Genomic DNA, 14,015 nt, shown 5'->3' with positions numbered 1-14,015 from the left:
CCCGACTGCATTCACGCGATCCGCGCAACGCAGCTGGCAGCGCCGCGTAACATGGCGTTCTTTGTTGAGAAGCCCCCCTCACCTGCATGAACGATCTTCCTCTTCCCGATGCCGACGCGCTGGCCCACAGCGACCGGTTGGCCACGCTGATCCGTAGCGAAATCAACGCCTCTGGCGGGTCGGTGCCGTTCTCCCGCTTCATGGAGCGCTGCTTGTACACGCCAGGGCTGGGGTATTACAGCGCCGGTGCGGAGAAGTTCGGCGAGGCGGGTGATTTCGTCACCGCCCCGGAGCTGGGCCCGCTGTTTGCCAGCGCGGTGTCCCAGGCCGTAGCGCCGGTCCTGCAGCAGCTGGGTCCGGAATGCTGCTTCCTGGAGATCGGCGGCGGTAGCGGGGCTTTTGCCGAGGTGATGCTCAAGCGACTGCTGCAGCTGGACGCGATGCCCGCCAAGTACTGGATCCTGGAGCCCAGCGCGGACCTGCGTGAGCGCCAGCGCGAGCGCCTGGGCCGGCGCCTGATCCCGCCGGTGTTCGATTGCGTGGAGTGGCTGGACACACCACCCAACGAGGCCTGGAACGGCGTGGTGTTCGCCAACGAGGTCATCGATGCGCTGCCCACGCCACGCTTCACCCTGCGCGAGGGCGAAGTGTTCGAAGAGCACGTCGCCCTGGATGGGGAGGGGTGCTTCGTGGCCACCGATCGCCCGGCCGATCCGCTGCTGGCCGCCGCCGTGCGCCATGTCGAGCGTGCGCGCGATGTCCTGTTCGAGGACGGCTACCGCGCCGAACTCCTGCCGCAGCTGCCGTACTGGGTGCAGGCGGTGATCGGCGGCCTGCAGGCCGGCGCGATGCTGTTCTGCGATTACGGTTACCCGCGCAAGGAGTACTACCTGGAACAGCGCAACGGCGGCACTACGCGCGCCTTCTACCGGCATCGGATGCACGCGGATGTGTATCGGTGGCCCGGACTGCAGGACATCACTGCCTCGGTGGATTTCACCGCGCTGGCCGAGGCCGGCACCGGCGCAGGCTTCGAGCTGTCGGGCTATGCCACCCAGGCCGGCTTCCTGATCGGCAATGGGCTGATGGATCGCCTGGGCGAGGCCGAGGCGCGCATGGACGAGGCCGGCAAGTTGCGCCTGCGCAACGAGTTCAAGAAGCTCACCCTGCCCAACGAGATGGGCGAGCGCTTCCAGTTCATGGGATTTGCGCGGGATTGCAACTTCGAGGCCGCCTTCCTGTCCGGAGATCTGACATGGCGCCTTTGAGCGGCGGTGCCGTGAAGCCGCTGCGCTGGCCCGGTTTCTGGCTGGTGTTGTGGGGCGTGGCGATGGCCGTGGTGGTGACCGTGTGCCTGCTGCCCGGCAAGGACATCCCCGAAGTCCCGCTGGGCTGGGACAAGGTGGAGCACGCCACGGCGTTCTTCGTCCTGTCGGTGTGCGCGGTGCAGCTGTTCGCCACGCGCCGGGCGCTGTGGCGCGCGGCGGCGTGGCTGGTGATCCTGGGGGTGCTGATCGAATTCATGCAGGGCTGGTTCACCGCCGACCGCACCCCGGATCCGACCGACGCCCTGGCCGATGCCGCGGGCGTCCTGCTGGGCCTGTGCGTGGCCCTGACCCCCGCCCGCGACCTGCTGCTGAAGCTGTTCCCGCGCCGCGCCTAGCGCGCGGTGGCGGCGGTGTAGGGCGCCATGTAGGTGCCCAGGCGTTCGTGCTGCAGGGTGGTGGCGGCCTGTGCCCAGTCCACCGGCTTGCCGGCAGCCAGGGCCTGCAGCACCGCGACGATGGACAATTCCACTTCCGGGATGTCGGTGGCTGCGGCCAGGTGCTGGCGCTGGTCGATGGCTGCGAACATCACCGCATTGGCCTCGGCGTAGGTCAGCGGCGCGGTGGTGCCGTGCGTCTGGCGCCAGGCCGGGCTGTCCAGCGCGCCGTTGACCAGCGACTGGATCAGGTAGGTCGCGCGTCCATAGAGCTTGAGGTTGCCTGGCTGCACCGCGGTCATGGTGTTGCCGACCACGCGCCCGAGCTTGGCCATCACCCCGGTGGAGTGGGCGTTGAGCAGCATCTTCAGCACGATGGTCTGATTGAGGGCGAACGGATCGCGCTGCGGCACGGTGACCGCGACCACGGTGGCCTGCGGCGCGGACGCGTGTACCGAGCGGTCCAGCGGCTGGTCGGAGACCGAGAACACGACCTGGTGCGCCTTGGCCGTCGCGACCTGCTCCAGCCAGCGGCGGCCGACGGGCGAGACCGCCTCGTGCCCCAGCAGCACCAGCGCACCCAGGTCACCGGCCTGCGGCCCGGCGTGGTCCAGGTTGTGTGCCGAGACCGACAGGTCGTACAGCGCCTGCTCGTCGGCGCCGGCCGAGGCCAGGCTGTGCAGCGCCGCGCCGCGCAGATAGGCATCGTCGATGTCGTGTTGGAATGGTCCCGAATACAGCGCCGGGTCCAGCCCGTGGAAGGGCCGGTGCAGCAGTGCGTCCCAGGCTGCCCGCGGGTCGTCCACCGGCGCCCAGACCTGGATCCAGGATCGGCGCGGATCGGCATCGCGGCGGTCCAGCGGCGCCAGGCGAAAGGTCGGCGCGCGTTCGGTCACATCCACGAACACCGCCATCAGCGCGCGCTGGGCCAGGTAGGTGGCGTGGTGGCCGTCGCGGTAGGTGCTGGCCTCCAGGTCGGTCCAGGCCGATAGCTGCGGCGCGGCCGCCGCGGCGATGCGTTGCAGGCTGGAAAAGGTACGCAGGCGCTCGGCCAACGTGGTGCCCGGATCGAAGCCCAGCGAGGCGAGCTGGGCCGGCGTGAGGATGGGCGCGAGCAGTCGCTGGACCGCGTCTTCCATCACCGCGCCCAGCGCGTAGAGGCTGGTGGTGGTGGCCTGCATGCGGGTCGAGCCGGTGATGGCCTGTGGGCCGGTGGCCAGCTCGATCTTGCCGATGCGCGCATCGTCCAGGACCGCGCGGCTGCGCTCGAACGGGCGCAGCACGGTGTTCGGGTTGTTATAGACGAACCAAGTGCGGCCCTGCGCGCGGCCGGGCTGTGCGGCCGCGGCCAGCGCGGTGCCGATCACCGCCGAGGTCTCGCCGCCTTCGGTCACCGCGAAGACCACATCCTGCGGCGCGATGTGGTTGTCCTGCAGCTGCAGTCTGCCGATGAGCTGCAGGTCCTCGAAGCCTTCCAGCGAGGAGATCAGCGCGCGATCGCCGCCGGTGATCTCGCCGCGCACGCGCGCGTCGAGGCCAGGGTACTTGGCGCTGATGGTTTTCCACAGATCAGGATGCTCGTTGGCCACGCGTTTCCAGAACGGACGCCACAGGCCGCTTTCCAGCGTTTCGGCCAGGCGCCCGGTCGAGCCGGTGCCGTAGAAATAGATCCGATGCCCCTCGCGCAGCGCCTGTTGCACCGCACCCGACGCGGCCTGCAGCTGGCCCAGGCGCGCCGGGTCGATGGCCACGGCGTTCATCGTGGCGGTGACGTCCTGATCCACCGAAAGCAGTTCGCGCAGGCCGGCGGTGGTGTCCTCGGCGATGACCTGACTGAGGTCCATCGTGCGCGGATGGCGCTGTTCGGTCAGCAGCGTGTGCAGCTGGAACTGCTGCCTGTGCTGGACATAGTCGATGGACTGCGCCGAGGGCGTGATGCCCAGGCGGTCATCGGCGTGCGCGACGAGCGGCAGCATGCTGGTGGACAGGCAGGCGACAAGAGCCATGGACGAAAATACGCGCAGAACCATCAGGACAGACCCTCGCAAGGCATGGCGCCGAAGCTGGCGCAGCGGACATGTTCCAACGTGGGTCACCACGATATAACACGCAGCTGCCGCATCGGCATGACCGCGGCCGACGTTCGCACGATGCCCGCGTGCGATGGATCGCAAGTGCGGGCAGGGAGTCGTTGCATGTCCTGGTTGCCGTCACGCTTGTCCACTCGCTTGTCGTGCTGGTGTCTGGCGATGCTGTGCGCTGTCCTGTCGCTACCCGGGCGGGCGGCCGGGCTGGGATCCGCCGCGGGTGAGGCGGACTTTCGACTGGGCGTGGACGTGCTGCTGGACGATCCGGCGCTGCTGCGTGGCAAGCGCGTGGGGCTGGTGACCAACGCCACCGGCGTCGATGGGCAACTGCGCAGCGACATCGACCGCTTCGCCGCGCGCACCGACTTCAAACTGGTGGCGCTGTTCGGGCCCGAGCACGGCGTGCGCGGCGATGCACAGGCCGGCGAACACGTCGACAGCCGCCGCGATGCCGCCACCGGCCTGCCGGTCTACAGCCTGTACGGCGACCACCGCGAGCCCTCGCCGCAGATGCTCTCCGGCATCGACGTGCTGGTCTATGACATCCAGGACGTGGGCACGCGCTGGTATACCTATCCTTGGACGCTTGCGCATCTGCTGATCGCGGCCAGGCGCGCGGGCATCCCGGTGGTGGTGACCGACCGGCCCAACCCGCTGGGCGGCGAGGCGGTCGAAGGCCCGGTGCTGATGCCACAGGTGGCATCGTTCGTGGGCATGTACGCCGTTCCGGTGCGTCACGGCATGACCATCGGCGAGCTGGCACGGCTGTTCAACGAGGGCTTCGGGATCGGCGCAGACCTGCACGTGGTGAAGATGCGCGGCTGGCAGCGCGGCGATGGGTTCCCGGCCACGCTGGCCTGGGTGCCGCCGTCACCGAACATGCCCACTGTGGCGACCGCGCGCGTCTACCCCGGGACCGGACTGCTGGAAGGCACGAATGTCTCCGAAGGACGCGGCACCACATTGCCGTTCGAGATGCTGGGCGCGCCCTTCGTCGATGCACCCACGCTGGCACGCGCGCTGGAGGCGCTGCAGCTGCCGGGCGTGCGCTTCCGCCCGGTGTGGTTCACGCCGACCTTTTCCAAGTTCCAGGGCCAGGCCTGTGCCGGTGTGCAGCTGCACGTGACCGATGCGCAGGCCTTCAGGCCGGTGCTCACCGGGGTGGCCGTGATCAAGGCGTTGCACGACCTGTATCCGGCGCAGTTTCAGTTTTTGCCGGGGACGCCGCCGTTCTTCGACAAACTGATCGGCAACGACTGGTTGCGGCCGGCCATCGCCGAGGGCGAAGACCTGCAGGCCCTCCAGGACCGCTGGCAGCCCGATCTGGCCCGCTTCAAGGCGCTGCGGGCGCGCTACCTGCTGTACTGAAATCCCGGCGCGCGCGACCCGCACCGGGACGGTCACGGCGCAGCGCTAGGGGCCGGGCACCAGGGTCATGCGATCCAGGACCCACATGTCCGGGCGCGTATCGCCGGTGAAGAATACGCACAGGTCCGAGGTGGAAGGCGCCTGCTGCAGCGGCGCCTGCAAGGTCACGAAGCCGTCGATGCCCGGCGCCTCCGGCAGCGGCACGGTGGCCAGCAGCGGGCCGGCGCAGCCGTCGTGGATCTCCAGTTCGCCGTAAGCGCTCTTGGCCGGCTTGAACGTGCGCTTGGGCTCGTCGTGGGCCAGGTAGAAGTAGTACGGCATGCGTCCGGCCCGGACCTTGATGGCCCCAATGCCGTCCAGGTGCGCCTGCTTCCACTCCCAGCAGGGATTGAAGATGTCCACGTTGAAGATCGCCCGCGGCCCCTCGCGCGGGCCGTCGTCTTCCAGGCGCAGGGTCAGCGCGCCGGTGCACATGGCCAACTGCTCGTCGCTGCGCGTGCGCAGCCCCTGCGCGGTCAGGCTCAGGGCCGTGGCCGGCGCCAGCGCCTTGCCGTTGAAGAAGGCCGCCGACTTGAGCGTGCTCGGCACGTCCAGCTGCAGCGGATCCCGATAACGGGGCGAGTCCGCCTTGGGCGCACTGCCGTCGAGCGTGTAGCGGATGTCCGAATAGTCCAGGGGATCGGACAGGCGCACGGTGGCGTGCTGGCCGCTGGCGTCGGCCTGTGTGTCGTACAGCACCTGGAACGGCGTGCGTGCGTAGCCCAGGTGCAGGGCGCGGTAGTGCGCCAGCAGGTTGGGCAGGCGGGCCTTGAAGCTGTCCAGATCACGGCTGGCCTGGGGCGACCAGCCGATCTCGGCCAGGGCCGCCGCGCGCGGGAACAGCGCGTGTTCGACCCGGTCGAAGGACTGCATGTGCTCGGTCCACACGTTGGCCTGTACGCCGATGATGTGTTGCTTCTGCTGCGCATCGAGCACCGCCGGCACCGGATCGAATGCGTACACCTTCTGCAGCGGATTCAGGGTGGGACGGCCCGGCGGCTCATCGGGCGAGGCGGTCTGCAGGTAGTCCATGTACAGCGGGGAGACCGGGGTCATCACCACGTCGTGGCCCTTGCGCGCGGCCTCGATGCCGCCTTCTGTCCCGCGCCAGGACATCACCGCCGCGTTGGCCGGCAGCTTGCCGCCTTCGAGGATCTCGTCCCAGCCGATCAGGCGCTTGCCGTGCGCAGCCAGGTAGGTGCCCAGGCGGTCGATCATCCAGCCCTGCAACGCTTCCTCGTTCTTCAGGCCGAGTTGCTTGATCCGCGCCTGCATGTGCTTGGACGCCTTCCAGCTGTCCTTGACTGCTTCGTCGCCGCCGATGTGGAAGAACGGCCCGGGGAACAGGGGAATCACTTCGCCCAGCACGTTCTCCAGGAACTGCATGGTCGCCTCGTCGGCGTTGAACAGGTTGGTGTGCACGCCGCCCCAGCTGGAGACCTTCAGTTGCGGCCGGTCCACGCCCAGGTCGGGGTAGGCGTCGATGGCCGCGGTCGCGTGCCCGGGGATGTCGATCTCCGGCACCACGGTGATGTGGCGTTCGGCCGCGTAGCGCACCACCGCGCGGATCTGGTCCTTGGTATAGAAGGCGCACTCCTGGATCGGCTGTCCGTCCGCGCCGATGCCGGCATCGCCAAAGGGCACGCGGCAGGCGCCCACGCTGGTCAGGCGCGGGTACTGGTCGATCTGGATGCGCCAACCCTGGTCATCGGTCAGATGCCAGTGGAAGACATTGAGCTTGTGCACGGCCATCGCGTCGAGCAGGCGTTCGATCTCCTCCACGCTCTGGAAGTGGCGCACCGAGTCGAGCATCACCCCGCGCCAGGCCAGGCGCGGGCTGTCGGTGATGTCCACCGCGTCCAGTGCTGCCGGCGCGCCCTGGCCACCGCCGACCGGCAGCAGCTGCCATAGGCTCACGGCACCGTGGAACAGGCCAGCCGAGGTCGCGCCCTGGATGCGCACGCCGTCCTGGCCGACATGCAAGGTGTAGCCCTCGGCGCCGCCGGTGGTCGGATCCAGGACGAATCGCACCGCCGCCTGCTCGCCGGTGTCGGCCAGCCTCAGCGCCGGTCCGCCGGTGCTGCGCAGCAGGTCGATGAACTGGGTCGCGGTGGTCAGGGCTTCCTCGCCTTGCGCGGTCACTGTCATCCCCGACTTGAGGACGAACTGTCCCTGGCCCGGGGTCGCGCTGCGCGGTGCGGGAATCAGCGGCAGTGGCGCGGCGATGGCGCCCGCGCACAGCAGGGCCAGGCAGGCCAGCGCGATGCGCAGGGCGGGGCGGAGTGGGGACGGCAGTGGCATGAAGGCACCTTTGAAAGCGGGGACCGGTATCGCCGGGGGGGCGGTGCCGGTCGTGGCAAAAACGCAGGCGGGCCCGGACAAGTCCGGGCCCGCCTGGGGGCAAGCATGCAACAAGTTGGCGCCGATCAGAACTTCGCGCGCAGGTTGAGGTAGTACTGGCGACCGTTAGAGTAGATCGAATACGGCAGGAAGCCGGCCGAGGTGTCGGTGTAATACTTGTACTTGGGGTTGTTGAGGTTCAGTCCGTCCAGCGACACGGACAGATGGTCGTTGATCTTGTATCCCAGCGAAGCAGACAGCACGCCGAAGTCATCCTGATAGAACGGCGTGGCGCGGCTGGCGCCGGCGTAGAACTTGTCACGGTAGCTGTAGGACACGCGGGCGCTGAAGGCATCGTTCTCGAAGTACCCGGCGATGTTGTAGGTGTTCTTCGAGGTGCCGAACATCGGCGTTTCTGTATCGGTGTCGCCATCGGTATAGGTGTAGTTGGCGTTGACGCCGAACCACTCGCCGATCGGCTGCTGGTAGGTCAGCTCGATGCCCTTGACCGTCGCGTCGGTGTTGACCGGCACGGTGACGGTGTAGTTCGAGTACACGTCGGTACCCTGATCGAAGCTGGCCTGCTGGTCCTTGTACTGGATGACCGTGGAGCCGCCCACGTCCACATAGTCCTTCATTTTCATATAAAACGCGCTGGCAGCCAGCAGACCACGCGGCATGAAGTACCACTCCAGCGAGACATCTGCATTGCTGGACACCAGCGGCTTGAGTTCGGGGTTGCCGCCACTGCCGGTGTGGGTCAGGTCGTCCAGCGACAGCGAGCCGGCCAGCGCCGAGTAGTCCGGCCGGGTCAGGGTCTGCGAGGCGGCGCCGCGCAGGACCAGGTCGTCGGTCAGGTCGAACTTGATATTGGCACTGGGCAGGAACTTGCCGTAGTTGTTCTTCACCTTGACCGGCAGGTAGTCACCGAAGGCCGAGCCCACGACCGCGCCGGGCAGGCCGGAATTCAACGCCAGGGCCTGGTTGTAGCGGATGTCGCCGCTGGTGTGCACGTAGCGCACACCGATGTTGCCGCTCCAGCGATCACTCTGGAAATTGGCTTGGATGTAGGCCGCGGCGTTCTTCTCCTTCACCCCGTATACGTCGGAGAAGTAGAAGCGCTCGGGATAGTTGCGGTTGGCAAACTCGGCATTAAGCGCGGCCAACTGCTCGGGCGTGTAGTACCAGATGCCCGACGGGGTGTTCCCGCCAAGATCGTTGCCGAAGTCGCCGGGATATTGTCCGGTGCTGGTTGGATAAGCCGAGGGGTCGGTCCAGTTGCTGGACCAATTCGGGCCTTGGGCGATCTCATAGTCGTTGTGACGATCGTGGTCGGTGTAGCGCACGCCAAAGTCCAGCGAGGCCAGCGTCCCCTCGGTCCAGGCGTACTCACCATCGGCCGAGAACCAGTCCTCTTTGTCCTTGACCTCGATGTCCTGGCCGCCAAAGATCCAGCCGGCCGACGGGATGGACGAGGCGGGATTGCCGTAGTCATCACCCATCGACCAGTCGATCACGTTGCCAATGCCGTTCATCGCCCAGCTGGCGCCCGAGCCGTACTGGGTACCGGTTTCAATCACGTTCTGGGTGGGGCTCTTGCCGATGCCCTCGCTGGTGCCGGCCTGGAACTTGAAGCCCAGCGCATCGGTGGCCTGCCAGTCGGCATCCAGGGTGATGTAGTTGGTCTGCGAGCTGGCGCCGGGGCGCGAGATCATGTCGTAGATGCCGTAGGCGCCGTCGTTGGCGTAAGTGGTCCCGTTATAGACATTCGCGATGCCATCGCCATTGAGCGTGCCGGATGTAATGACGCCGTTCTTCACGGTGGCGTTCGAGAACGTTGCGCCATTCCCCAGTGCGTGGCTGGCCCACATCATGTAGTTGCGGTTGTAGTTGTCGGCCTTGAGCTTGCTGTAGAAGCCGTTGAGGTTGAACTCCAGCGTGTCGCTGGCCTTGAACTGGATATCGACGGTGGCGCCCTTGCGCTCACGCTGCTGCTCGAACAGCACTGCGCCAATCTCGTTTGGGTACAGCATGCCCACCAAGTCCGGATTGGCTTGCGAGACCGCAGAGGGGATCGTTTCGGGTATGCCGTCTCCATCGATGTCCACGGAAGTCGTTCCCGGCACGGCAGCGTAGCCACCAACCACTTCCTGGCCGTCGCGGCGCAGGCTGCGCTTTTCGTAGAAAGGCTGGAACAGCACGCCGAAGTTGCCTGCATCGTTCTTCCAATTCAGCAGCGCGTCGATCTGCGGCTTGGTGTCGTCGGGCTGGTCGGCGTAGACCGCACCCACCGACAGCTCGCCGGTGAAGTTCTTGTCGAAGTTCAGCGGCTTGCGGGTGATGATGTCCACCGAACCGGCCGCGCCGCCTTCGACCAGCTTGGCCTCGGAGGTCTTGTGCACGATCACCTGATCGACGATCTCTGAGGGCAATAGCGAATAGCTCACGCTGCGGCCCACGGTCTGGACTTGGCTGAGGACGAACCAGTCGCCGGTACCCACGCCGTGGCCATTGACCGTGGTCTGGGTCAGGCTGGGGCTGGTGCCGCGCAGGGACACGCGATCGGCCTCGTCGAAGCCGCCTTCGCTGGCCGAGGACGAGCTGATGCTCACGCCCGGCAGTTCGCGCAGAGTGTCGGCCACGTTCTTGGCGGGCAGCTTGCCGATGTCCTCGGCGCTGACTGCTTCCACGTGCGAGGAGGCGTCGCGCTTGGTGTTGAGCGATTTCTCCAGGCTGGAGCGGATGCCGACCACCGTGATGGTGTCCAGGTTGGTGGCGTCGGTGCTGGACTGGCTGCCGTCAGCCTGCTGCGCCTGCGCGGCGAAGCTCAGGCTGCTCAGGATGGCCACGGTCAAAAGGGATTTCTTGCAGGTCATGGTGCGTTCCCCGGTCTGTGTGTTGGGTTGTGGCAGTGAGCTGCCAGGCCTGTACGTCGATGTGGTGAAACGTCGAAATAACGTGTTGCGTGGTGCCGAATGTCCCGACCAGCGTCACGCCGCGGGCGGCCGTACGAGAGACTTCAGTGCGGTGCGGTCTGGCCCAGGTACCAGTTGGCGGCGCCCAGGACGCCCAACTGCCCGTGCTCGACCAGTCGCACGGGTATGCGCTCCAGGGCGGCCCGCATCGGTCCCTTGTTGAGGAACCGCTCGACGAAACTGCTCTGCAGCAGGAACTCACGGATGCGCGGCAGGATGCCGCCGGCCAGATAGACGCTGCCGGTGATGCCGTACAGCAGGGCCATGTCGCCCACGGTGCTGCCCAGTAGTCCGCAGAACACGTCCAGGGCCTCACGCGCCAGCGGGTCTTCCCCGGCAGCGGCGGTGACCGCGTCGGGTGCGGCGTGCACAGGCGTGGCGCCGCGCACCTCGCACAGCGTGCGGTACAGGTTGAGCAGGCCAGGGCCGGACAGTGCATGTTCGACCGGCACGTGCGGCCGCTTTTTCAGCATCTGCGCCAGTAGCGCCATCTCCAGTTCGGTACCGACGCTCAGCGCGGCCTGGCCTGCCTCGGTCGCCAGCACGGTGGCGCTGCGGCCCGTGGGGATCCAGACGGCGCCGCCCAGGCCCGTGCCAGGGCCGAGCACCAGGGTCGGGCCGCGCTCGGACACATGCGCGGGCCCGGTCAGGCGCAGGACCTCCTGGTCGCCGACCAAGGCCGCGGCATAGGCCACCGCCTCGAAATCGTTGACCAGGCGCAGGTCATCCAGGCCCAGGGCACCCTGGATTTCCCGGGGGGACAGGCGCCAGGGCAGGTTGGCGGTGATGACCGTGCCGTCTTCCAGGGGGAATCCGGCGCTGGCGATGACGCCGCGCTGCACGCGCTGGCCGTCCAGGCCGTCGAGAAAGTTGCCAATGATGTCGGCCAGCCCGGCGAACTCGGCGCAGGCGTACTTGCGGTAGCTCAGGATCTCCACCGGCTGCAGGTCGCGCCCGGTGGGGCGTACCAAACCCAGGCGCACATGCGTGCCGCCCACGTCCGCCGCGATGAAGGGCGCGCTGGTGCTCAAGGCTGTGCCCCCTGGATGTCCTGATCCTTCATGCGAACAGCGCTCCCCGACGGATGGCCGACGCGCCTAGCTCCCCGGCGCCGATGGATCGAGTCTCCGCCGGTGATGACAACGATGTCAACAGGTGTCGCAATATTTTTTTAACTCCGTGGCATTGCGGCAGCGCAGCACGATCGTCAGCGGTCGATACCAAACGGGAGCAGCGATTGCGTCGGAGCCCTTGGACTTGGAGCGCGGCGACCCGCATGCGATGGCCCTGCCATCTTCCGGCGCTTGCAGTCGTCAGAAAAATTGGTTTTAAATTGGACCCAATGAATTTGAGCCCACTCACGCCCGGCGCGCGGTCATGACCCGTCGCACGTCCGTCTTGGAACCGCGGCTGTCGGCGATCGTGCTCAATGCCGACGCGCCCACGCCGTTGTATCTGCAGTTGACCGCGCAGCTCGGCGAGACGATCCGTGACGGGGCCTGGAAGGTTGGCGAGGCGCTGCCGGCCGAGCGCGTGCTGTGCGAGCAGTTGCGGGTTTCGCGGGTGACCTTGCGCCAAGCGATGGATGCCTTGGTCGAACAGGGCCTGGTGACCCGTCGGCAAGGCGCGGGCACCTTCGTCACCTCGCAAATCACCCATCCGCTGACGGGCCTGGCCAGCTTCAGCGAAACCCTGCGCATGAAGGGCTACCAGCCCAGCAGCCAGTGGTTGGAGCGGCGCGTGCGTCCGGCCCATGGCGAGGAAATCCTGCGCCTGGGCCTGTCCCCGGAGACGCCGGTGTCTTCGATCACGCGTCTGCGTCGCGCCGATGAGCGGGTGATGGCTTACGAACATTCGGTGATCCCGCAGCGCGTCCTGCCCGATCCCGACGATGTCGGTGATTCGCTCTACGCCTGGCTCGACGCGCACGGCACGCCGGTGGTGCGCGCGCTGCAGTATTTCCGCGCGGTCAATCTCAGTGCGCGCATGGCCGGACACCTGGGCATGAGCACTGGCGATGCGATCCTGCACGTGGTGCGCGTGGGGTATGCGCGCGACGGCGCGGCGATCGAGCTCAGCAATACCTATTGTCACAACGATTTCTACGATTTCGTCGCCGAGTTGCGGCGCTAGCCAGACCGATGTCCGCGCATCGGCATCAAGCCGGTCAGCGGGTGTTCCTTCCACCGACGCCTCAGCCCGGAGTTGCACGTCCCATGTCGCCCGACCAGCCCAAAAGCTTCGCCAGCTCGCTCGCCGTCACCGGTCTGCTGTTTTTCATCATCGGCTTCTTCACCTGGATCAACGGGCCGCTGATCACCTTCGTGCGCCTGGCCTTTGACCTGGACGAGGTCAAGGCCTTCTTCGTGGTGTTCGTCTTCTACATTTCATACTTCGTGCTGGCCTTGCCGGCGGCGGCCGCGCTGAAGATGACCGGGATGAAGAAGGGCCTGGCCCTGAGCCTGGTGGTGATGGCGGTGGGAGCGGCGATGTTCGGCCAGTTCTCCACCCAGCGCTGGTACGCCGGCGCGCTGTCGGGGCTGTTCGTGATCGGTGGCGGCCTGGCGCTGTTGCAGACGGCGGTCAATCCCTACGTGAGCATCCTGGGCCCGATCGAAACCGCCGCGCGTCGGATCGCAGCCATGGGCCTGTGCAACAAGATCGCCGGCATCCTGGCCCCCATCGTGATCGGTTCGGTGGTGCTGCATGGCATCGGCGACCTGTCCGCGCAGGTGGCCGCGGCTGATCCGGCCACCAAGGAGCAGTTGTTGACCGCTTTCGCCGCCAAGATCCATGGGCCCTACCTGGTGATGGCCGGCGTGCTGGTCGTGGTGGCGGTGGTGATCCTGTTCTCGCCGCTGCCGGAGCTGAAGGGCAGCGACGCCAACGCCGAGTCCACGGCCGCCGGCGGTGCGGCGCGCGCGAGCATCTTCCAGTTCCCGCATCTGTGGCTGGGCGTGCTGTGCCTGTTCGTCTACGTCGGCGTGGAAGTGCTGGCCGGCGATGCGATCGGCACCTACGGCAATGGCTTCGGGCTGCCGCTGGACCAGACCAAGTTCTTCACCTCCTTCACCCTCGGCGCGATGCTGCTCGGTTACCTGGTCGGTCTGGTGGCCATCCCACGGATGCTCTCGCAGCAGGCTTACCTGGCCATCTCCGCGGTGCTCGGGGTGCTGTTCGCGCTGGGCGCGCTGTTCACCCACGGCTATGTGTCGGTGGGCTTTGTGGCCGCGCTGGGCTTCGCCAACGCGATGATGTGGCCGGCGATCTTTCCGCTGGCGATCAAGGGCCTGGGACGCTTCACCGAGACCGGCTCGGCGCTGCTGGTGATGGGCATCGCCGGTGGCGCGGTGCTTTCGCAGAGCTTCGCGATCCTCAAGCAGCACTTCGATTTCCAGTGGGTCTTCGCCGGTCTGGCGGTGCCCTGCTACCTGTACATCCTGTTCTTTGCCGTGCGCGGTCATCGCGTCGGCCAGGGGCCGGCCGCGCGCTGAGGCGCATCTG

9 protein-coding genes are annotated in these 14,015 nt (G+C 67.1%); 5 read left to right on the top strand and 4 right to left on the bottom strand.

Annotation, left to right across the window (positions count from 1 at the left end; genetic code table 11):
* The first annotated feature begins 86 nt into the window (after positions 1–86).
* Together PJ250_RS05395 and PJ250_RS05390 are read left to right on the top strand one after the other, a co-directional pair.
* Entirely contained in the window at positions 87–1,268 is a 1,182-nt protein-coding gene (locus PJ250_RS05395) for a class I SAM-dependent methyltransferase (protein WP_271647528.1), read from the top strand.
* Entirely contained in the window at positions 1,256–1,663 is a 408-nt protein-coding gene (locus tag PJ250_RS05390) for a VanZ family protein (RefSeq protein ID WP_271647526.1), read from the top strand. Before PJ250_RS05395 ends, PJ250_RS05390 begins: the two co-directional genes overlap by 13 nt.
* Here the strand turns inward: PJ250_RS05390 and PJ250_RS05385 are convergent.
* A complete protein-coding gene (locus PJ250_RS05385) occupies positions 1,660–3,708 on the bottom strand; it encodes a hypothetical protein (protein WP_271647525.1) in 2,049 nt (682 codons plus the stop codon). The two genes, PJ250_RS05390 and PJ250_RS05385, sit on opposite strands and share 4 nt — an antisense overlap.
* A gap of 243 nt (positions 3,709–3,951) precedes the next feature.
* On the opposite strand from PJ250_RS05385, the gene PJ250_RS05380 reads away from it, so the two are divergent.
* Complete coding sequence (locus PJ250_RS05380; protein ID WP_271647524.1) at positions 3,952–5,157, top strand: exo-beta-N-acetylmuramidase NamZ family protein; 1,206 nt, start codon at positions 3,952–3,954, stop codon at positions 5,155–5,157.
* Between the two features lie 45 nt (positions 5,158–5,202).
* Here PJ250_RS05380 and PJ250_RS05375 read toward each other — a convergent pair whose 3' ends face one another.
* From PJ250_RS05375 to PJ250_RS05365, 3 genes are all read right to left on the bottom strand, one after another.
* On the bottom strand, positions 5,203–7,497 hold the full coding sequence (locus PJ250_RS05375; protein ID WP_271647523.1) for a beta-N-acetylhexosaminidase: 2,295 nt from the start codon (positions 7,495–7,497) through the stop codon (positions 5,203–5,205).
* Positions 7,498–7,622: 125 nt separating this feature from the next.
* The gene (locus PJ250_RS05370; protein ID WP_271647522.1) at positions 7,623–10,412 is read right to left on the bottom strand and encodes a TonB-dependent receptor; all 2,790 of its coding nucleotides are present in this window, start codon (positions 10,410–10,412) and stop codon (positions 7,623–7,625) included.
* Between the two features lie 143 nt (positions 10,413–10,555).
* Positions 10,556–11,542: a glucokinase gene (locus tag PJ250_RS05365; protein ID WP_271647520.1), complete on the bottom strand. Its 987-nt coding sequence runs from the start codon at positions 11,540–11,542 to the stop codon at positions 10,556–10,558.
* 379 nt (positions 11,543–11,921) lie between these two features.
* On the opposite strand from PJ250_RS05365, the gene PJ250_RS05360 reads away from it, so the two are divergent.
* Together PJ250_RS05360 and PJ250_RS05355 are read left to right on the top strand one after the other, a co-directional pair.
* Positions 11,922–12,644 (top strand): GntR family transcriptional regulator, encoded by a 723-nt coding sequence (locus PJ250_RS05360; RefSeq protein ID WP_271648542.1) that lies wholly within the window; start codon positions 11,922–11,924, stop codon positions 12,642–12,644.
* A gap of 83 nt (positions 12,645–12,727) precedes the next feature.
* A complete protein-coding gene (locus PJ250_RS05355) occupies positions 12,728–14,005 on the top strand; it encodes a sugar MFS transporter (RefSeq protein WP_271647519.1) in 1,278 nt (425 codons plus the stop codon).
* Positions 14,006–14,015: the final 10 nt, after the last annotated feature.

Source organism: Pseudoxanthomonas sp. JBR18 (genome assembly GCF_028198165.1).
GTDB lineage: Bacteria > Pseudomonadota > Gammaproteobacteria > Xanthomonadales > Xanthomonadaceae > Pseudoxanthomonas_A.
Note: the sequence above shows the minus strand (reverse complement) of the source record. Positions and strands in the feature narration are given on the sequence as shown.

Coding starts and splice junctions, on each gene's coding strand:
- PJ250_RS05395 (WP_271647528.1), top strand. CDS start 87: ATGAACGATCTTCCTCTTCCCGATGCCGACGCGCTGGCCCACAGCGAC.
- PJ250_RS05390 (WP_271647526.1), top strand. CDS start 1,256: ATGGCGCCTTTGAGCGGCGGTGCCGTGAAGCCGCTGCGCTGGCCCGGT.
- PJ250_RS05385 (WP_271647525.1), bottom strand. CDS start 3,708: ATGGCTCTTGTCGCCTGCCTGTCCACCAGCATGCTGCCGCTCGTCGCG.
- PJ250_RS05380 (WP_271647524.1), top strand. CDS start 3,952: ATGCTGTGCGCTGTCCTGTCGCTACCCGGGCGGGCGGCCGGGCTGGGA.
- PJ250_RS05375 (WP_271647523.1), bottom strand. CDS start 7,497: ATGCCACTGCCGTCCCCACTCCGCCCCGCCCTGCGCATCGCGCTGGCC.
- PJ250_RS05370 (WP_271647522.1), bottom strand. CDS start 10,412: ATGACCTGCAAGAAATCCCTTTTGACCGTGGCCATCCTGAGCAGCCTG.
- PJ250_RS05355 (WP_271647519.1), top strand. CDS start 12,728: ATGTCGCCCGACCAGCCCAAAAGCTTCGCCAGCTCGCTCGCCGTCACC.